The organism is Snodgrassella alvi wkB2 (genome assembly GCF_000600005.1).
Classification (GTDB): Bacteria; Pseudomonadota; Gammaproteobacteria; order Burkholderiales; family Neisseriaceae; genus Snodgrassella; species Snodgrassella alvi.
The window spans coordinates 878,503-897,659 of record NZ_CP007446.1 but is presented as its reverse complement, the minus strand read 5'-3'; the positions used below and the strand labels follow the sequence as shown (position 1 = coordinate 897,659).

The following is a 19,157-nucleotide window of genomic DNA, read 5'->3' as shown; positions in this document are numbered from 1 at the left end:
TCTGCCATTAAGCCGATTTTATCTGTAAATTATACTGTTTACTTTACATTACGGCGTTCATAAACAGCCTGAGCCAGAGTACCCGCATCTATGTATTCCAGTTCTGCTCCGAGTGGCATACCTCGCGCCAGACGCGTAACTTTTGCCGGAAACTCAGCCAGTAATTGTGCCAACACATACGCAGTAGCATCTCCTTCAGCAGTAAAATTGGTAGCAATAATAATCTCATCTACTTCATGATGCTGTAATCGCGTTACCAGTTTATCCAAAGCAATGGCCTGCAAATCTGCTCCCTGAGCCGGACTAACCTGTCCCATCAATACAAAATACATACCATCATGGCAATGTGCTGATTCCATACTGGCTACATCTACCGGCATTTGTACTATCATTAATCGCCTGGTGTCACGCTGCTCATCAGAACAAATTGCACACAATTCACCTTCACAAAAAGTATTACATAAACGACAATGCTGTACCTGTAATAAAGCAGCTTGAATTGCTTCCACCAGCTCTTCTGCGCCCTGACGCTGGTGCTGTAATAATTCATAAGCCATGCGCTGCGCTGTTTTAGGACCAACATTAGGCAATACTTTTAATGCATTGGTTAAGCGGCTAAATGCGTCCACTTGTTTTGTACTCATTATTTACCTGTAACAAACTCTTAAGTCATATATAAAACCAGCCCGTTTTCACTGATTGACTGCCCGAATCTATTCCATAAAAACTATAGATTATTTTATATATAGTTCTCATGTATTTAAGCTCTCATCAGGCCGGAAGAAACGGAACTGGCTTTACCAACTCAGACCAAATATCTTCACCTTACCCAACCTGACATTTGTATACCATGTAAGATTACCATCAGACTAATCCGGATCACTTATCATACTGACTTCTGAACTTTAATATAACATTTTATCTGCTTAGTTTCATTACTAAGCAGATAACAAAGGTTTTAATGATAACAACTTAAACTAAAAACAATAAAAAAGGGTAACGTAACCGTTACCCTTTTTTATTGGCGTAATTATTTAAATAAATCTCCCATACCTGCTGGTAAATTCATACCCTGAGTAAACTGACTCATACGTTCTGAAGAAGTTGATTCAGCTTTACGTACGGCATCATTAACCGCAGCTGCAATCAAATCTTCCAGCATCTCTTTGTCATCAGCAGCATCTGCAAGCAAACTGTCATCAATATGGATACGTTTTACTCCATAGTGACAATTCATGGTTACCTTAACCATACCAGCCCCAGATTCACCTTCCACCTCTACATTAGCCAGATCAGCCTGCGCCTTTTTCATACGTTCCTGCATCTGTTGCGCCTGCTTCATCAAACCACCCAAACCTGCTTTTCCAAACATAATATCTTCCTTACACGTCAATTAAATAGAGAGAAAAAATTAAACAAATAATGGCAATTATTCTTTATCCAGATGTAAACTTTCCGGTATCCATTCTGCATTAAAAGTTTCCATCAGCATTTTTACAGCGGGCTGGGCTTCTAACACTGTCTTTGCCTGCTGCTGTTGTTCTGCATGTAATCGCTGCTGACGCATTTGCGGTGTTTCCGGCATACTCTGTTCCTGCCAGCTACAGGTATGCAGATGTATCGGCCGTTGATAAACTTCTGACAACGATTCAGCCAGCCGGTTTAGTAACTCACGATTGGCTGTCGGCTCACCCTGCTCAGCCAGAGCAATAGTTAAATCACCACTATTTTCATCATAAGCAACAATCGCCGTATGCTGACTGAACAACTGTACTGCACCGAGACGATGTGCCAGCATAGTTAAAATTTCCGGCCAGTTCTCTGCCGTCAATGGCGGAAAAGCCTTTTTTACCAGAGATAAATTCTGATCATCTCTGGGCTTTTCTGCGGATATATCCGTATTTTCATCATACTTTTCTACCGCATTTGCATTGACTGATTCTATAGACTCAAACACACTCACAGCCCTGCAGGATATGTCATCAACACCTGTTTCCCAGGGTGGCGGAGGCTCATCGCTAATCGTTACAGACTGAGATTCCTGCAAAGCAGGTGAAGAATCATTTAATATCTTGCTATCAGCAACTGTTATCGACGAAGATTTTTTTTCGATTATTTCAGTTTCTAATGTTACCGGTACTTCAGTAGTTGCATCAGATGCTGTCTCTGACAGTGCTTCAGATACTGAAACTGGACTATTTTCTTCAGAAACAGTTGGTATATTATCCATCTGCTTATTATTTACTGACACATTATGCAACTGTGTACCGTCGATTTGTCCATGCAAACGTTGTGCATTCAGTGCAGCCAGAGGTGCAAATGCAAGCATCCGCAATAAGGTCATGACAAACCCGGCTTTCTCATCCGGAGCAAGCGGCAAATCTGCCTTACCTCGTAATACACACTGATAATATAATTGAATCTGCTCTCCTGAAAACAAACCCGCAAAACGGGTTAAAGCCGCATACCCAGGATCATCAGCGCCGACTGACGGAACAGATTGCAGTATTGTTAAACGCTGTAATAACAGAGCCAGCTCAGTTAACGCACTATCAAATCCTACCGCGCAACTGGCCATTTCCTCCGCTTTAGCCAGTAATGCCTGACCATCCCGTACAGCCAAGGCTTCCAAAAGCGCATACAAATAACTTTTATCAACCGCACCAATCATATTCCGCACATCAGATTCAGTCACCTTTCCTGAACCAATGGCAATAGCCTGATCAAGCAAACTGAGTGCATCACGCATTGAGCCGGCAGCAGCCCGGCCTAACAGCCATAATGCCGGATCTTCATAAGCAATTTGTTCCTGCTGTAATACATAAACCAGATGATCATGTACCTGAGTACTATTCAGATTGCGCAAGACAAATTGCAGACACCGGCTTAAAACCGTAATCGGTACTTTCTGCGGATCTGTCGTCGCCAGAATAAATTTCACATGTTCAGGCGGCTCTTCTAAAGTTTTGAGCATGGCATTAAAAGCACTTTTCGACAACATGTGCACTTCGTCGATGATATAGACTTTATACTGCCCCATCGTTGGCGCATATTGTGCGTTTTCGAGTACTTCGCGGATATTATCAATTCCTGTATTGGAAGCAGCATCAATTTCCAGCACATCAACAAAACGGCCGGCATCAATCTGGCGACAAGAATCACATTGGTTACATGGCTCACCATGTTCAGTATGCTGGCAATTCAGGCTTTTGGCCAGAATACGGGCAATGGTGGTTTTACCTACACCCCGAGTCCCCGTAAGCATATAAGCATGATGCAAACGTCCTTTATCAAGCGCATTTAACAACGCCCTGACTACATGCTCCTGTCCTACTAAATCGGCAAACTTTTTTGGTCGCCATTTTCGTGCCAATACTTGATAAGTCATAACCATCCGCAACTGCCAGCCACAGCAAAACTTAAAGGCAAAATAAATCTTGTTCAGTGCAATCTAAACAAGCACTTTATTGTAACTAAAAACCAGCATAAAAGGTTATACCAAAGCCACAAACCAGGTGAAACAATCAGATGAAACAACCTCAACTTGCTTTAACATCTGTTGTTATTACTTTAAATAGTTAAAATTACAGAATATATATTTAATATGCTTAAATCATCAATAATAAATTAAAGTACAAATATTTTACACAAATCGCTCTTAGTAAATATAACTACGCGAAAATAAAAACAAAAAGAAATAAAAAGTCATTTGCTACATGAAAAACTATCTGAATACATGTAACCACGCACTTAGTCTGTATGCTTAATTATAAATCAATCTTAATTTATGAAATATATAACATTACTTGAGCAGCTGCGTTTAACAATCACATTATTCCAATATTAAATATTTTTACTCTTAATCTAAGCATCTGGATGAGTAAAAAAATTACCAGAAATTTATTTATCCTTGTCAAAAGAGTTCATATTTACAAATTAACCTACCAATAATTTGATATAAATACACAATATATCAATATTATTTGTTTTAAATAAAATAATTAATTTATATTAATAACAGGGTCAATATAATTTTAAAAAGATATTTTTAGTGAGCCTGTACATGGATCATCCTTATTATCACACTGATAGTTATGTTTTTGTATGGATATTTATACTGCCTTTTTTCTACATCGTTTTTCTTCCTACCCTGATAATTGTTTATGGAAAAATTTATAAATTTATCAAAATAGGCTTTGCCATTATTATTGCCGGATGGTTAGTTTTCAGCCTGATATTTGCTGACTTCTATGTTTTTTTATTTTCAATAACAGGAGCACTTTTTCCAGTTATTCTTCGCTACTGTCAGTCCTTCACGGCTCATTTTCAAGGCATTAAGCAAAAATTTTATTCTGTTATTGTTTATATTGTTTTGCCATTCTTATGTACCTTTTTCTGGCCAGCCTATCTTGTTGCTCCGGCGTTAATAGAATACTGGCAAAACCGTCCAGACAGTGAATGCAAACAAAATGGCCGATTAGTGGCTTTATCAGAAGATATTAACTTACGTATTTACCCGATCTCCAAATATCCATCATTTTGGATTAGAAGCCTTGCTCCTAAGTTAGAAGATTATATTTTTAATATTGCTGAAAAGAATTTTTGCAGGCAATTTTCAGCTTCTCAACCAACTTTAATCGACTCCATTGGTAAAATAAATATTGATTTAAATACTTTATGCCAACATCCGGTTTCAAAAAAAATGGCCAGCTATTGCGAAAATCCGGCAACCAGACAAATAAAATTTGAATGGCTTGAATTCGAACTGATAAAAAAAGATAAGAATACTAAAAGTCCATGGCAACAATTTCAAGACGATCTGAATAATAAATATATTTATACTAAAGAAGAAAAATTAAATTATGAAATAGTGAATCATCACACTGAATTGATTGAAAATTTAAAATTTGATAATCAAGTACAAATGTTTAAGTTTTTTGATCACTACTATAATGTCATAACCGTTCCCAATCCCGGTTGGTTACCATCTGTAACGGAACCTCTTGTTATTAATTGCCCGACTGATTATGATTTAAAATGCTATATAACTCATGATTTTACTAATAATTGGAAAGTTTCCTACTTATACTCTTTTACAATTAATTATAAGAATAATCCTGATAATGATGATCAAAATTCTATCAATCAAAAATTAGATGCAGCTAAACTGGCTTATCAGATTATAGAAAGTGTTATCGAGGAAATGCAGGTAAATCACTAGATTACTCATTATCTAATAAACACGAATAGCCATACTTAGATAAATTTTAAATCGGAGTTATCTGCAATGAAAGATAAAAACTTATTTGAACACATAAATTAATATTAATATCTTCTATTATAACTAATTTAATAATAATTAATCAGACATTCATCTTCATTTCAATGATAAATCTGACTATGGTTTAATTGAATATCCTGCAATATTAATGTAGGTAAGAATTACACCAGATTAGTTTCATCTTTATTTAAATTTTTTAATAATTATTTTAATCAATCACTACTTACCATAGCAAGATAAAAGCCATCTGTATAACAAGATGGCTGATGATTGCAAATGAATACTCATTTATAAATTAGCATTGGCATCTGCCAGATTATTCGCAATCTGACGAACGGCTGCCACATAATGCCGGCTATGATTATATTGCCAGATAGTGTAGAAATTATTCAGACCAAACCAGTAATCATATTCGCCGGGAGATCTTTCCAGACGATATAAAATACCCTTTTCCTGATCTTTAATCTGCACGGGAATGATTACGCCTAACTGACGCAACTGACCTGCGGTGTATTTAAGCGAAGTAGGTTCATCAATGATTTGCTGTAATCGCGGTGTTGGCTGCATATTTACCGGAACGGCAATCGGCGCTCCGGACTGCCAGCCATGCTGTTTCATATAATTGGCCACTGAGGCCAGTGTATCACCGGAATTACGCCAGATATCCCGATGTCCGTCACCATCCCAGTCAACGGCAAACTGGCGAAAACTGGATGGCATGAACTGTGGCATACCCATTGCCCCGGCAAAGCTGCCCTTAAAGCTTAATGGATCCTGCTTTTCTTCATAAGCCAGTTGCAAAAATTCAGATAGCTCACGCTGAAAATATTCAGCCCGCCGTGGATAGTGATAGCCCAATGTTGTCAGTGCATCAGCAACCCGATATGAGCCCATAGTATTGCCGTAATTGGTTTCAATCCCAACAATCGCCACCAGCAATTGCGGCGCTACTCCATAACGTTTTGATACTGCCTGAATTATTCCGGTGTTATTTTTCCAGAAGATATTTCCGGTATTAATACGAACATTATTGGCATTATTCTGTACAAATGTATACCACGGTAAGGATGTTCCCGGTTTATCCATACCACGAACAATACTTGGCCGGTAGCTTACCTGCCGGAAAAAATTTTCCAATTGAGCCCTGCTATATTGTCCCCGCTTAACTTCAAAATCAATAAAACGATTTACATCATTACGTTTCAGTAAATCTATTCCACTGTCCGTCAAAGCAAACACTTTATTATCAGCTGGTGACGATACACTGGTTGTAGCAGTAGGCTGAAGTGGTTTTTCCTGAATTGGATGGGTACTTTGACAAGCAGACAGAAACAAAGCTGCACTTATCATCCTGACTAATTTCATTATTATGGTTCCTAGCATATGCTTCATGCACAGTTTAAACTAATTTTACCATCAATAACAAAAAAGCTGTCCGGATTAACCCGAACAGCTTACGCTTTCCTGATGTGTGTCAGTTATATTTATTCTGCAGCAGCTACAACAGTTACTGTGATAGCAGCAACAGCATCACTGTGCAGAGCTACTTCGATTTCATATTCACCAATGGCTTTCAAAGGACCATTAGGCAAACGCACATTAGCTTTAACTACTTCAACACCAATAGCAGTTTTAATAGCTTCTGCAATATCATGAGTCGTTACAGAACCAAACAGACGACCATCAACACCAGCTTTTTGCGCTACACTGATGTTCTGACCATCCAGTTTCAGTTTACGTGCTTCAGCATCAGCAAGAACAGCAGCCTGATGTGCTTCATATTCAGCACGTTTTTCTTCAAATGCAGCCAGATTGGCAGCATTAGCACGCTGAGCCTTACCCTGAGGAATCAAAAAGTTACGGGCATAGCCATTTTTTACATTAACCAGATCACCCAGATTGCCCAGGCCACCGACTTTTTCTAACAAAATAATCTGCATAATAACTCTTCCTTATTATTTATGTTGATCGGTGTAAGGCAGCAAAGCCAGAAAACGGGCACGTTTTACCGCTGTAGACAGCTGACGCTGGTAATGTGCTTTGGTTCCGGTAATGCGTGCCGGAATGATTTTACCATTTTCAGTAATAAAATCTTTTAACAAATCAACTGCTTTATAGTCTACTTGTTTGATACCTTCCGCAGTAAAGCGGCAAAATTTTCTACGTTTGAATGATTGACGAGCCATGTCGTTTAACCTTTATATTCACGAATTTGTTGGATATGCAGTACCGGACGGGAGTGGTATATACCTTTCTGGCTGAGAAATCCGCTGACTTCGACCATATTTCCCGGCTGATACGACCAGTTTTCAGCTAAATCACCCAGTGCTTTCGCCTGAATTTCTACTTTTGCCAGATACTGCTGTTGCAGTTCCGTTTGCCATGACTCATGGGTAAGCCACATGGTCAGAACCGGCAAACCGGCTGGCGTATAGCGTAAATTGTCCAGACTTTTAATCTGTGCACACAGGCATATTTGATTCAGCAAACCGGCCTCAGTAAATTAATCAGGCTTCAGCTGCTTCTTCTGAAGCAGTTTCAGTGCTGTTACCTGCTAACAGATTTTTAGACTTCTCGTCTTTCATCATTGGAGAAGCTTCAGTCACTGCTGCGTCCATTTTTACAGTCAGATGACGCAATACAGCATCATTAAAGCGGAATGCTGTTTCAATTTCGTCAATCACTTCAGGTGTGGTTTCAATATTCATTAACACGTAGTGTGCTTTATGAATTTTATTGATCGGGTAAGCCAGCTGACGGCGACCCCAGTCTTCCAGACGGTGAATTTTACCATTAGCTTCGGTAATCATGGTTTTGTAACGTTCAACCATAGCACCGACCTGTTCGCTTTGATCCGGATGGACAATGAACACGATTTCATAATGACGCATGAGTACTCCTTGTGGCTAATCGATCCCTTTACCATGCGAAAGTGCAAAGGGCAAGGTTGGAAAACCGACTATTATAAGCATCTTTGTATTCAGAATCAAATAATAAGTTGCCTGCTTAAGCTGATTTATTAAAATCACAACAAAAATATGTTTTTATGAACAATTTTAAATAAACCATCATTCTTAGAAGTATTATTCACCACTATCATATGCACAGCTTAGTTATCTATATTTGATAATTTTAATAACGACAGTTTACAGAAACCTATTAAAACGCCTACTATTAGGTCAATTTTAAAATTTTTTCTTTGCCCTACCATGAATAACTACTTTGACTCCATGTTTGCCCGCAAAGAATTCCTGGCACGCCTGATAGTACATAGTTTAAAAACCACTACCGGCTGGCTGGAACTGGCCTGTGCAGTGGTGATTATGATTGGTACTTATTGGCTCAGCCTGCAAATGCTGTCGGCCGTATCCAAACGTACTGAAAACCAGAACAACATTAAATTTCCGTTTCTGTACCACCTGTTTACACGCCTGCTATGGCCTGTATTGCTATTTATCTGCACCATTATCGCAATGATTATCTGGAGGGCCAGTACAGGCGAATCAGTATTATGGCTGCAAATAACCACATTTACCGCGCGCTGGTTACTGATGATTCGCATCATTATGGCCGTATTGCACAACGCAATCCCGAATAACCGTTTTAATGAGCATTATGAGCGCTCACTATCCACATTCCTATGGGTATGTTTTATTCTATGGCTCACCAGTCTGGATACCTTTATTGTCCGCCTGCTCAAGTCACTGGCTCTGCCCATAGGCTCAACCAGTCTGAGCCTGTATACCGTCATTACCGGCAGTATTATTGTCGGGATTGCCATCATTATTGCCATGTGGCTGTCCCGATTTACCGAAAGACGCATTCTTAAAGCAGAAAAACTCGACGTCAATCTGCGTTATGTACTGGTAAAAATTGTCAAAACATTACTGGTTGTAGTTGCCGTACTGATTGCCCTGCCAATGGTAGGAATTAACTTAACTATTCTCTCTGTTTTTGGTGGTGCTCTGGGTGTTGGTCTTGGCTTGGGCTTACAGAAAATTGCCAGCAACTATGTATCCGGTTTTATCATTCTGGCAGACCATTCCGTGCGTCCTGGTGACAGACTGAATATTAATAATTTCACCGGCTATGTAACCAAGATAACTGCCCGCTTTGTAGTACTACGCAGCAGTGACGGCTCAGAAGCCCTGATTCCGAATGATACTTTTGTTTCCAATACAGTTATCAATGATTCTTATTCCAGTAAAATCATGTCCAACAACCTGACCTTACAGGTAGCCTACAATACTGATCTGCCTCAGGCTCTGGAAATACTAAAAGAGGCAGCAGCCAAACAGGCAAGAGTATGCGATGATCCTAAACCAAACAGTTATGTTACCGGCTTTGCTGATTCCGGCATTAATCTGTATGTTAATTACTGGATTCGTGATCCGGAAAATGGTTTTCTAAGTATCAATTCTGCAATTTTGCTGGAAATCTGGAATCGTTTTAAAGAAGTTGGTATAGAATTTCCATTTCCGCAGCAGGAAATACGTATTCTCAATGATAAAGCAGATCCGATTGCCTGCGATACCATAACCAGTTCAGTAAAAACAGAAACTGCTTCAGCTTATCCGGAGCCTTTACCCACAGCATTAAGCGTTTCATCTTATCGCTCAGCTCATCAACAGCATCATGATCAGCAATAAACCATATAAACAACCTGTATCTGTACTGGTTGTTATTTATAATAACAACCGGCAGATACTGCTACTGGAACGCGCAGATAAGCCGGGTTTCTGGCAATCTGTAACCGGCAGTCTGGAACCGGGAGAAACAATTGAGCAGACTGCAAAACGAGAACTGGCAGAAGAAACCGGCATTTACAGCAATGATATTCTTAACTGGCAGCAATCCAGTATCTACGAAATTTATCCGCACTGGCGTCATCGCTATGCTCCCGGAGTTACTCATAATACCGAGCATATTTTTTCCCTGTGTATTACAGCAGAAACTCCTATTCTTCTGTCACCACGCGAACATTTAGACTATATATGGTGTTCGCCTGAACAGGCTGCGGAAAAAGTATTTTCGCCATCAAACCGTTCAGCAATACTGGAACTAACCCACCACTGGTAATTTAAAAGCACCGGCCATTTTCATGAATAAAATTACTATTGCCTCCTATAACATACATAAAGGCATGTCAGCACTTAATAAAAAAGTACAGCTTCCTCAAATGGCGGCAGCACTGCATCAGCTGGCACCAGACATACTGTTTTTACAGGAAGTACAAGGAATCAATAGTAAACGGGCAGAAAATATGCCGGATTTTCCCAAAAAACCCCATTACCAGGTACTCGGCGAACAACTAGCCTATAATGTCAGTTATGGTCGCAATGCTCGTTATAAATTTCGTGATCATGGTAATGCTATTTTAAGTCAGCTACCGATCGTAACCTGCCATAATCTGGACATCAGTGTTAACAGTTTTGAGCAGCGCGGACTGCTACATTGTGAAATTCAGCCCCCGCACTGGACACGACCATTGGTATGCCTGTGTGCCCATTTAAACTTACGTGAACCAGATCGAATAAAACAGTATCAGACTATTTATGACTATATCCAAAGTGAAATAGATCCGGCCAATCCATTAATTTTAGCCGGTGATTTCAACGACTGGCGCCAGCGTTCCCACAATACTTTAGGCTTAAAATTAAATTTGCATGATGCATTTTATGCTTATCGCCATGCGCCGAAAACATTTCCAGCCCGCCTGCCTATTTTAAGTCTCGACAGAATCTTTACCCGCCATCTGGAAATACATGAAGCAAAACCATTAACAGGTCTGCCATGGCAAAAACTTTCCGACCATCTGCCTTTGTACGCAGTTGTCAGCCCTCTGAGTAAAACTTAATAACCTGTTTTCAAATGAATCTAAATCATTATTCCTAAGCTGGATTTCATCTAAGCTATTTTTATCCAGACATTTTCCGAATAATTTTAAAAACCGTCGTATCTATTGAATTAATAAAGCTTTCAGCAAAATTATTAATAAAATAAACTTGTTATAAATATACTTTAATATAACAAGTAATAGAAATTGCGTTAATTATTTTACATTTCAATAGGTTAATAGGTTAAATTCAATGTTTGCTTTACTATCAGGACTAGGCCTTGGCTTTTCATTAATTATAGCCATTGGTGCCCAAAATGCATTTGTTTTAAAGCAAGGTTTAAAGCAGCAATATATTTTCTGGGTATGCCTGATCTGCTCAGTATCAGATACTATTCTGATTTATTTAGGGGTAGCCGGATTTGCTAAAGTACTTAACCGCTATCCGGAAATCATTATTTATGCTAAATATTTTGGTGCTACTTTTTTATTTATTTATGGCATACGAAGTTTTTATTCTGCATTGAATCAAAATTCAGCGCTGAAACCAAGCCTGATTGAAAAAAGTTCCTTAATGAAAGTTATTGGAGTATGTCTGACTTTTACATGGTTAAATCCACATGTGTATCTGGATACAGTGATTTTAGTTGGTTCGATATCGGTATCATTCAAAGATAATCTTCATCTATTTACACTTGGAGTTATGCTTGCCTCATGGCTGTTCTTTTTTTCATTAGGCTATGGTGCAAAATTTTTATCTCCTTTATTTAATCAAAATCTTTCATGGAAGATATTAGACTTAGTTATAAGCGTTATTATGTGGAGTATAAGTTTTAGCCTGATTTTCACTAAATAATCGCATTGAACGCTAAATTCATTAAAAAATCACTTTTCTTTTCTATCAGCAAAAAATTATTCTATTAATTAACTCAGTCAGACTTTGTTTCAAACATTTACTGCTTATCAATTTTAAATAAATACTAAACAGAAGGAATTTTAAAAGCAATTATGCTTTTTCCTAATTACATCTTATAAATACACTTTTAATTACAAACCAAAATTTAATAGTTTTTATTAATAATCAGTACAGAATTATGTCATTAGAAGTCCTGCCTGAAAGGGTTTAGAATAACAATCCAAATTTCACTAAGCTTTACAGAACGTGATTTTAGCCAGCTTATAGGTGGCTGTAATTATTAAAAATCAGGATTACTATTATGAACTTTCCTCCTCGAATTATGCCCAATACACGTATGCGGCGTATGCGACGTGATGATTTTTCACGGCGAATGATGCGTGAAACCATACTGACAGCCAATGATTTTATTTTGCCGGTATTTGTGCATGAACAAACTGGGCGTATGCCTGTTGACAGCATGCCCGGAGTAGAACGTTTATCTATTGATGAATTATTAAAAGTTGCGGAACAGGCTTTAAAACTGGGCGTACCGGTTCTGGATTTATTTGGTGTTCCCAATCCTGATAGCAAAACCGCTGACGGACGGGCGGCATGGGATGAAAACGGTATCATTCAGCGTGCTATCCGTGCTCTGAAATCCCGTTTTCCTGAGCTGGGTGTAATGGCAGATCAGGCTCTCGATCCTTATACAACCCACGGACAGGATGGCCTGCCGGATGAAAATGGTTATATTAAAAATGATGAAACGATAGAAGCGCTTATCAAACAATCACTTTCACATGCAGCAGCCGGTGCGGATATTCTTTCTCCAAGCGATATGATGGATGGACGTATCGGAGCTATCCGCGAAGAATTGGAAGAAAATAGTTTTATTCATACCCGGATTATGTCTTATGCTGCCAAATATGCTTCAGCTTTTTACGGTCCGTTTCGCAGTGCGGTAGGCAGTGCCGGTAATCTGGGTAAAGGTAATAAATATACTTATCAGATGGATCCTGCTAACAGCAATGAAGCACTGCATGAAGTAGCACTTGATATAGCTGAAGGAGCAGATATGGTAATGATTAAACCGGGTATGCCTTATCTGGATGTAATCAGACGGGTTAAAGATGAATTTGGCGTTCCTACATACGCCTATCAGGTATCTGGTGAGTACGCCATGCTGCAGGCAGCCATCAGTAATGGCTGGCTCGAGGCTGATAAAGTAATTTTAGAAAGCCTGCTTGCATTTAAACGAGCCGGTGCAGATGGTATTCTGACCTATTTTGCCTTGCAAGCAGCGCAGCAATTACAACAAAATAGCTAGAATAAAAAGATATATAGCCATCAGGAATGCATCAGTTTGCAAACAACCCAGCCGGTATGAAAGCAAACTGATGCATTTATATATTTATATTTGAATGCATGCTGATTTATTTTGAATTTGATCACTGATTCTTCTATACCATCATACAAATATCATTAACAATATAGATAATCAGATAGTTAAAACACTTAATGATTATTTTGAGAAATTACAATAAATATGAATTCAATACAGAAAATATGCAAAATGGTATGAAAATTGCTAAACATTTACTCAAATGTTAACAAGTAAGGAAAATAAGCATAAAAACAATAAAGATAATAATTATCTAATTTGAATTAGATTGTTTACTTTAGTTATATTATTTAAACCATGTTGCAAAAAGAAATCAATCAATATTTTATTTCAGTCGATACCTTTACAACACCCGAATATTTGTTTATTTCAAAACGAGTTCATAAAAAAACCATATAATACAAAATTTTAAATACAACAATTAGACGATCTGGCTTTTAATTATTGTTGAAATTATTTTAAAAAAATTATTTTTTAAAATAATTCACACAAAATTGATACAGATTAACCTTTTTATAATCTTAACATTTATCTTCTTTTTTTTCAGAAAAAAAGCTTGCTGTTTTTTTCTTAAAACATACACCCTATATTTATCTATATAAATCAGCATTTTATATTTAATAAAAATTTAAGTTTATTCATGATAAATTTAAATATTAAACTAATTTTCAAGATGACATTTATGTGTTAATAAACGGATTTTATCGGAAATCAAAGCAGTATTCTTATCTTCACGACAAAGAAATATAAAGTAATTTTTTAATATACATATTTGTTTTATATAATAAATAATAAAAAATATTTTAAAAATTTTTTATTTATTCCGCTATGTTTTTTAATAATGTGTTGAATACTGCAATATACAGTTCAGCTACATTGTCTTAAAATAGTAGCACCCGTTTTTTACAAACGTTAATCGTGTTTCCCGTAATGTTGAGGTCGTTACATGAAATTAAGTAAGCTCTCAGGGATAGTATTGACGATGCTGATCGGTTCGCTTTTTTTAAGCGGCTGTGATGCAGCTCTGCTAAACCCTAAAGGCCATATAGGTCAGGAAGAACGCACACTGATACTGACAGCCTTAGGCTTGATGTTGATAGTCGTAATTCCGGTGATTATCATGGCAGTTTTATTTTCTCTGAAATTCAGAGAGGGTAGTAATGCCAAATATTCACCGAAATGGGCGCATTCCAACAAACTCGAAGCCGTAGTTTGGGGTATTCCTATCCTGATTATTCTCATTCTGGGAACAATCACATGGAAAACCACTCACTCTCTGGATCCCTATCGTCCGCTGGAAAGTGATAAAAAACCGGTGGTAATCGAAGTAATTTCATTAGACTGGAAATGGCTGTTTATTTATCCTGAACAGGGTATTGCCACTGTTAATGAAATTGCTTTTCCGAAAGATACCCCGGTGGAATTCAGAATCACTTCCAATACAGTGATGAATTCATTCTTTATTCCGCAGCTGGGTAGCCAGATTTATGCTATGGCTGGTATGCAAACCAAATTACATCTGGTTGCTGATACAGCAGGTGAATACAAAGGTATTTCATCCAGCTACAGCGGTGCCGGTTTCTCTGGCATGAAATTTACTGCCATTGCGACACCGGATGAAGCCAGCTTCAATCAGTGGGTGGATAAGGTGAAACAGTCGCCCAATACACTTAATGACATGGCTTCATTCAACAAACTGGCTGCGCCTAGTCAATTCCATAAAGTGGAATATTTCTCCAGCGCAAATCCGGGTTTGTACGGCAACGTGATTGCTAAATTTGCCAATCACAATATGCCTGCTGCTCTACAGGCCAGTGCAGCCAGCAGTGCTGAGTAAGCTTGCGAGGAAATAAACAATGTTCGGAAAATTATCTTTAGATGCGATACCGTTCCATGAACCGATTGTCATGGTAACGATTACAGCTATCATCGTCATTGGTCTGGCGCTGGTAGGTGCAATTACGTATTTTCATAAATGGGGCTATCTGTGGAAAGAATGGTTTACTACAGTTGACCACAAACGCATCGGTATCATGTATATCATTGTCGCTATTGTGATGCTGGTTCGTGGTTTTGCCGATGCAGTGATGATGCGTAGTCAGCAGGTTTTAGCCTCATCAGGCACCAGTGACGGCTTTTTGCCACCACATCACTACGATCAGATTTTCACCGCTCACGGTGTAATCATGATTTTCTTTGTTGCCATGCCTTTTGTAATCGGCCTGATGAACTTTGTCATCCCGCTGCAACTGGGTGCGCGCGATGTGGCCTACCCATTCCTGAATAATCTGGGTTTCTGGTTTACTGCTGTAAGTGTGGTACTGGTTAACTTATCACTGGGAATCGGTGAATTTGCACAAACCGGCTGGTTGTCCTATCCGCCGCTGTCTGGTCTGGAATTCAGTCCGGGGGTAGGTGTTGATTACTGGATATGGAGTTTGCAGATATCAGGTATCGGGACAACAGTTAGTGCTGTTAACTTTATTGCTACTATCCTGAAAATGCGTGCCCCGGGCATGACTATGATGAAAATGCCTATTTTCTGCTGGGCATCTTTCTGTAGCAATATTCTGATTCTGACTTCCTTCCCTATCCTGACAGCCTCTGTTGCCATGCTGACATTAGACCGTTACCTCGGCACCCACTTCTTTACTAATGAACTGGGCGGTAACATGATGATGTACATCAACCTGATCTGGGCATGGGGTCATCCGGAAGTATATATTCTGATACTGCCAATCTTTGGTGTGTATTCAGAAGTTACAGCTACATTCTCACGCAAGACCATGTTTGGCTATACTTCAATGGTATGGGCAACTGTGTGTATCACCATATTGTCTTTTATCGTATGGCTGCACCACTTCTTTACCATGGGTTCAGGTGCCAATGTCAACGCATTCTTCGGTATCGCAACCATGATTATTTCTATCCCGACCGGGGTAAAAATCTTCAACTGGCTGTTTACCATGTATGAAGGTCGTATTTCCTTCCATGTGCCGATGCTGTGGACTGTAGGCTTTATCATTACATTCTCTGTAGGTGGTATGACCGGTGTACTGCTTGCTGTGCCGGGTGCGGACTTTGTACTGCATGGCAGTCTGTTCTTAGTCGCTCACTTCCATAACACCATTATCGGTGGTGTAGTGTTTGGATTGTTTGCAGCACTTAACTACTGGTTCCCGAAAGCATTCGGCTTTAAGCTGGATGAAAAATGGGGCAAACGGGCTTTCTGGTGCTGGTTTATCGGCTTCTTTGTAGCATTCATGCCTTTATATGCACTGGGCTTCATGGGTATGACCCGCCGTCTGAGTCAGCACATTGATCCGGCTTACCATAATTTGCTGTGCGTTGCTGCCAGTGGTGCTGCCATTATCGCTCTGGGCGTAGTATGCATGGTGATTCAAGTTGTAGTTTCCTGCCTGCATCGTAAGGAAAACCTTGATGTTACGGGTGATCCGTGGGATGGTCGTACTCTGGAATGGTCTACTTCTTCCCCTGTACCTTTCTATAATTTCGCTGTGCAGCCACAGGTTGAAAGCCGTGATGCATTCTGGGATGAGAAAGAAAAAGGTATTGCTTACAAGAAACCAGCCAAATATGAAGAAATTCATATGCCGAAAAATACTGCTGCCGGTCTGGTGATTGCAGTGTTCTCAATGATTTGCGGCTTTGCCCTGATCTGGCATATCTGGTGGATGGCTATCGTTGGCTTTGCCGGCATGATTATCAGCATTATTGTCAAGAGCTTTGACACGGATGTGGATTACTACGTTCCGGTTGCTGAAATCGAAGCTATTGAAAGCAAACGTTTTAATGAATTAACTAAAGCAGGACTGAAATAATGTCAACTGAAACCTTGATTCACGGTAGTGCGCATGAGCACGCTCACCACGACAACGGTTCACTGAAGGTATTCGGGTTCTGGATTTACCTGATGAGTGACTTGATTTTGTTCTCCTGTCTGTTTGCCACCTATATCGTGCTCCTGCCGGGCACAGCAGGTGGTCCAAGCGGCAAAGACATTTTCGAGCTGCCTTTTGTGCTGGTAGAAACTTTTGCTCTTTTATTGAGTTCCATTACTTACGGCTTTGCCGTGCTGGCAATGAATCGCAATAATCAGAGTCAGGTTTTATTATGGCTGGTGATTACTTTTGTATTCGGTGCATGCTTCATCGGGATGGAACTGTATGAATTTCATCACCTGATTACAAGTGGTATGGGTCCTGACCGCAGTGGTTATCTTTCTGGCTTTTTTGCTCTGGTCGGCACCCACGGTCTGCACGTTACTGCCGGTTTAATCTGGATGGCTGTAATGATGATTCAGGTAGCTTCACGCGGTCTTACCAGTGTTAACCGCATGCGCATCAACTGCCTGAGCCTGTTCTGGCACTTTCTGGACATCGTGTGGATTTGCGTGTTCTCAATTGTATATCTGATGGGGGTAGCGTTATGAGTCAGTCAAACCATCAAGACCATATCCCACAACATGGCAGTGCTAAAAACTACATTATCGGGTTTATCCTGTCTGTAGTTTTAACTCTGATTCCATTTATGATGGTAATGAATCAGTCCGCTGACAAACAAACTCTGTTTGCTGTGATTGTCATTACTGCCGTTTTGCAGCTTATTGTTCAGCTGGTATGCTTTTTGCATCTAGGCAGTAACCCTGAAGAACGCTGGAATCTGATTTCATTTATCTTCACTGCTATTGTGATTGTATTGCTGGTAGGTCTTTCCATCTGGATTATGTGGAGCCTCAACGCAAACATGGTGTTAGGTTAAAGGCAGTTCATGATTAAGCCATACCTGCAAGTAACAAAACCAGGTATTATCGTCGGCAACCTGATTTCGGTTGTCGGCGGGTTTTTGCTGGCGTCAAAAGGCAGCATAAACGGCTACCTGCTAATCCTTACCCTGCTGGGCGTGTCTTTGGTAGTAGCCTCCGGCTGTGCGTTTAATAATCTGATTGACCGTGATATTGATCCGAAAATGGAGCGTACTAAGAATCGTGTGCTTGTGCGGGGCTTAGCATCTGCCCGTGTAACATTTGCACTGGCCACGATACTGGGTATTGCCGGATTTATTGTGCTTTATTTTGGCGCAAATCCCTTAGCCATGTGGTTATCTGTAATGGGCTTTGTGGTTTATGTAGGGATTTACAGTCTCTATATGAAACGGCATTCTGTTTACGGAACTTTAATTGGCAGTCTGTCAGGTGCCGCACCACCAGTAATCGGTTATTGCGCTGTAAGCAATAATTTTGATGCAGGTGCACTTATTCTGCTGGCGATTTTCAGTCTCTGGCAGATGCCGCATTCCTATGCAATCGCGATTTACCGCTTTAAGGATTATCAGGCGGCTAATATTCCGGTTTTACCGGTAGTAAAAGGCATTGCTGTAGCAAAACACCATATCACGTTTTATATTATTGCCTTTATGTTTGCAACATTGATGCTGTCAATAGGCGGCTACGCCGGCTACAAATATCTGGTCGTTGCTGCTGCTGTCAGCGTGTGGTGGCTGTGTATGGCATTATCCGGCTATAAAGCACAGAATAATGATCGTATATGGGCACGCAAACTGTTTGTGTTTTCGATTATTGCTATCACTACCTTAAGCATAATGATGTCGGTAGATTTTATGACTCCGGCCTCACAAACTGTATTAAGCTTTGCTGGCTGATACCGTGACATAAATATATAACAATACGCAAACCAACCCAACCTGCCTTTGTTTCTTT

At 39.6% G+C, this 19,157-nt stretch carries 19 protein-coding genes; 11 read left to right on the top strand and 8 right to left on the bottom strand.

The window, feature by feature from the left end; genetic code table 11:
• Nucleotides 1–38: 38 nt before the first annotated feature.
• The 3 genes from recR to dnaX all read right to left on the bottom strand — a co-directional run bounded on the left by recR (nucleotide 39) and on the right by dnaX (nucleotide 3,388).
• Entirely contained in the window at nucleotides 39–644 is a 606-nt protein-coding gene (gene recR, locus SALWKB2_RS04150) for a recombination mediator RecR (RefSeq protein WP_025330422.1), read from the bottom strand.
• A 386-nt stretch (nucleotides 645–1,030) separates the two neighbouring features.
• Nucleotides 1,031–1,372, bottom strand: a complete 342-nt coding sequence (locus tag SALWKB2_RS04145; protein ID WP_025330421.1) for a YbaB/EbfC family nucleoid-associated protein — start codon at nucleotides 1,370–1,372, stop codon at nucleotides 1,031–1,033.
• Between the two features lie 57 nt (nucleotides 1,373–1,429).
• Complete coding sequence (gene dnaX, locus SALWKB2_RS04140) at nucleotides 1,430–3,388, bottom strand: DNA polymerase III subunit gamma/tau (protein ID WP_025330420.1); 1,959 nt, start codon at nucleotides 3,386–3,388, stop codon at nucleotides 1,430–1,432.
• A gap of 675 nt (nucleotides 3,389–4,063) precedes the next feature.
• Between dnaX and SALWKB2_RS04135 the strand changes: the two genes are divergently transcribed.
• Entirely contained in the window at nucleotides 4,064–5,221 is a 1,158-nt protein-coding gene (locus tag SALWKB2_RS04135; RefSeq protein WP_025330419.1) for a hypothetical protein, read from the top strand.
• A gap of 348 nt (nucleotides 5,222–5,569) precedes the next feature.
• Here the strand turns inward: SALWKB2_RS04135 and mltB are convergent, their stop codons facing one another.
• The 5 genes from mltB to rpsF all read right to left on the bottom strand — a co-directional run bounded on the left by mltB (nucleotide 5,570) and on the right by rpsF (nucleotide 8,172).
• Nucleotides 5,570–6,649: a lytic murein transglycosylase B gene (gene mltB, locus SALWKB2_RS04130; RefSeq protein WP_025330418.1), complete on the bottom strand. Its 1,080-nt coding sequence runs from the start codon at nucleotides 6,647–6,649 to the stop codon at nucleotides 5,570–5,572.
• A gap of 116 nt (nucleotides 6,650–6,765) precedes the next feature.
• The gene (gene rplI, locus SALWKB2_RS04125; RefSeq protein WP_025330417.1) at nucleotides 6,766–7,221 is read right to left on the bottom strand and encodes a 50S ribosomal protein L9; all 456 of its coding nucleotides are present in this window, start codon (nucleotides 7,219–7,221) and stop codon (nucleotides 6,766–6,768) included.
• A gap of 15 nt (nucleotides 7,222–7,236) precedes the next feature.
• The gene (rpsR, locus tag SALWKB2_RS04120; protein WP_025330416.1) at nucleotides 7,237–7,467 is read right to left on the bottom strand and encodes a 30S ribosomal protein S18; all 231 of its coding nucleotides are present in this window, start codon (nucleotides 7,465–7,467) and stop codon (nucleotides 7,237–7,239) included.
• A 5-nt stretch (nucleotides 7,468–7,472) separates the two neighbouring features.
• On the bottom strand, nucleotides 7,473–7,769 hold the full coding sequence (gene priB / locus SALWKB2_RS04115) for a primosomal replication protein N (RefSeq protein ID WP_025330415.1): 297 nt from the start codon (nucleotides 7,767–7,769) through the stop codon (nucleotides 7,473–7,475).
• Nucleotides 7,770–7,788: 19 nt separating this feature from the next.
• On the bottom strand, nucleotides 7,789–8,172 hold the full coding sequence (gene rpsF / locus SALWKB2_RS04110; RefSeq protein WP_025330414.1) for a 30S ribosomal protein S6: 384 nt from the start codon (nucleotides 8,170–8,172) through the stop codon (nucleotides 7,789–7,791).
• A gap of 318 nt (nucleotides 8,173–8,490) precedes the next feature.
• Between rpsF and SALWKB2_RS04105 the strand changes: the two genes are divergently transcribed.
• The 10 genes from SALWKB2_RS04105 (at nucleotide 8,491) to cyoE (ending at nucleotide 19,099) form a co-directional block, all read left to right on the top strand.
• Entirely contained in the window at nucleotides 8,491–9,930 is a 1,440-nt protein-coding gene (locus SALWKB2_RS04105) for a mechanosensitive ion channel family protein (RefSeq protein ID WP_051506413.1), read from the top strand.
• Nucleotides 9,917–10,360: a dihydroneopterin triphosphate diphosphatase gene (gene nudB, locus SALWKB2_RS04100; protein WP_038648771.1), complete on the top strand. Its 444-nt coding sequence runs from the start codon at nucleotides 9,917–9,919 to the stop codon at nucleotides 10,358–10,360. The genes SALWKB2_RS04105 and nudB overlap by 14 nt, the downstream gene beginning before the upstream one ends.
• A 22-nt stretch (nucleotides 10,361–10,382) precedes the next feature.
• The gene (locus tag SALWKB2_RS04095) at nucleotides 10,383–11,138 is read left to right on the top strand and encodes an endonuclease/exonuclease/phosphatase family protein (protein WP_038648768.1); all 756 of its coding nucleotides are present in this window, start codon (nucleotides 10,383–10,385) and stop codon (nucleotides 11,136–11,138) included.
• A gap of 232 nt (nucleotides 11,139–11,370) precedes the next feature.
• Complete coding sequence (locus tag SALWKB2_RS04090) at nucleotides 11,371–11,973, top strand: LysE/ArgO family amino acid transporter (protein WP_025330410.1); 603 nt, start codon at nucleotides 11,371–11,373, stop codon at nucleotides 11,971–11,973.
• Between the two features lie 361 nt (nucleotides 11,974–12,334).
• Entirely contained in the window at nucleotides 12,335–13,342 is a 1,008-nt protein-coding gene (gene hemB, locus SALWKB2_RS04085; RefSeq protein ID WP_025330409.1) for a porphobilinogen synthase, read from the top strand.
• Nucleotides 13,343–14,363: 1,021 nt separating this feature from the next.
• Complete coding sequence (gene cyoA / locus SALWKB2_RS04080; protein WP_025330408.1) at nucleotides 14,364–15,254, top strand: ubiquinol oxidase subunit II; 891 nt, start codon at nucleotides 14,364–14,366, stop codon at nucleotides 15,252–15,254.
• A gap of 19 nt (nucleotides 15,255–15,273) precedes the next feature.
• Nucleotides 15,274–17,259, top strand: coding sequence for a cytochrome o ubiquinol oxidase subunit I (gene cyoB, locus SALWKB2_RS04075; RefSeq protein ID WP_025330407.1), 1,986 nt, complete (start codon nucleotides 15,274–15,276; stop codon nucleotides 17,257–17,259).
• Nucleotides 17,259–17,870: a cytochrome o ubiquinol oxidase subunit III gene (locus tag SALWKB2_RS04070; protein ID WP_025330406.1), complete on the top strand. Its 612-nt coding sequence runs from the start codon at nucleotides 17,259–17,261 to the stop codon at nucleotides 17,868–17,870. Before cyoB ends, SALWKB2_RS04070 begins: the two co-directional genes overlap by 1 nt.
• The gene (cyoD, locus tag SALWKB2_RS04065) at nucleotides 17,867–18,199 is read left to right on the top strand and encodes a cytochrome o ubiquinol oxidase subunit IV (RefSeq protein WP_025330405.1); all 333 of its coding nucleotides are present in this window, start codon (nucleotides 17,867–17,869) and stop codon (nucleotides 18,197–18,199) included. Before SALWKB2_RS04070 ends, cyoD begins: the two co-directional genes overlap by 4 nt.
• A gap of 9 nt (nucleotides 18,200–18,208) precedes the next feature.
• Nucleotides 18,209–19,099 (top strand): heme o synthase, encoded by an 891-nt coding sequence (gene cyoE / locus SALWKB2_RS04060; protein WP_025330404.1) that lies wholly within the window; start codon nucleotides 18,209–18,211, stop codon nucleotides 19,097–19,099.
• The last annotated feature ends 58 nt before the right edge of the window (nucleotides 19,100–19,157 follow it).

Bases quoted from the DNA above. Each gene is read 5' to 3' on its own strand.
- SALWKB2_RS04070 (WP_025330406.1), top strand. From the start codon at position 17,259: ATGTCAACTGAAACCTTGATTCACGGTAGTGCGCATGAGCACGCTCAC.
- rpsF (WP_025330414.1), bottom strand. From the start codon at position 8,172: ATGCGTCATTATGAAATCGTGTTCATTGTCCATCCGGATCAAAGCGAA.
- cyoB (WP_025330407.1), top strand. From the start codon at position 15,274: ATGTTCGGAAAATTATCTTTAGATGCGATACCGTTCCATGAACCGATT.
- cyoA (WP_025330408.1), top strand. From the start codon at position 14,364: ATGAAATTAAGTAAGCTCTCAGGGATAGTATTGACGATGCTGATCGGT.
- dnaX (WP_025330420.1), bottom strand. From the start codon at position 3,388: ATGACTTATCAAGTATTGGCACGAAAATGGCGACCAAAAAAGTTTGCC.
- rplI (WP_025330417.1), bottom strand. From the start codon at position 7,221: ATGCAGATTATTTTGTTAGAAAAAGTCGGTGGCCTGGGCAATCTGGGT.
- SALWKB2_RS04090 (WP_025330410.1), top strand. From the start codon at position 11,371: ATGTTTGCTTTACTATCAGGACTAGGCCTTGGCTTTTCATTAATTATA.
- cyoD (WP_025330405.1), top strand. From the start codon at position 17,867: ATGAGTCAGTCAAACCATCAAGACCATATCCCACAACATGGCAGTGCT.
- recR (WP_025330422.1), bottom strand. From the start codon at position 644: ATGAGTACAAAACAAGTGGACGCATTTAGCCGCTTAACCAATGCATTA.
- SALWKB2_RS04135 (WP_025330419.1), top strand. From the start codon at position 4,064: ATGGATCATCCTTATTATCACACTGATAGTTATGTTTTTGTATGGATA.
- cyoE (WP_025330404.1), top strand. From the start codon at position 18,209: ATGATTAAGCCATACCTGCAAGTAACAAAACCAGGTATTATCGTCGGC.
- hemB (WP_025330409.1), top strand. From the start codon at position 12,335: ATGAACTTTCCTCCTCGAATTATGCCCAATACACGTATGCGGCGTATG.
- SALWKB2_RS04145 (WP_025330421.1), bottom strand. From the start codon at position 1,372: ATGTTTGGAAAAGCAGGTTTGGGTGGTTTGATGAAGCAGGCGCAACAG.
- SALWKB2_RS04105 (WP_051506413.1), top strand. From the start codon at position 8,491: ATGAATAACTACTTTGACTCCATGTTTGCCCGCAAAGAATTCCTGGCA.
- SALWKB2_RS04095 (WP_038648768.1), top strand. From the start codon at position 10,383: ATGAATAAAATTACTATTGCCTCCTATAACATACATAAAGGCATGTCA.
- rpsR (WP_025330416.1), bottom strand. From the start codon at position 7,467: ATGGCTCGTCAATCATTCAAACGTAGAAAATTTTGCCGCTTTACTGCG.
- nudB (WP_038648771.1), top strand. From the start codon at position 9,917: ATGATCAGCAATAAACCATATAAACAACCTGTATCTGTACTGGTTGTT.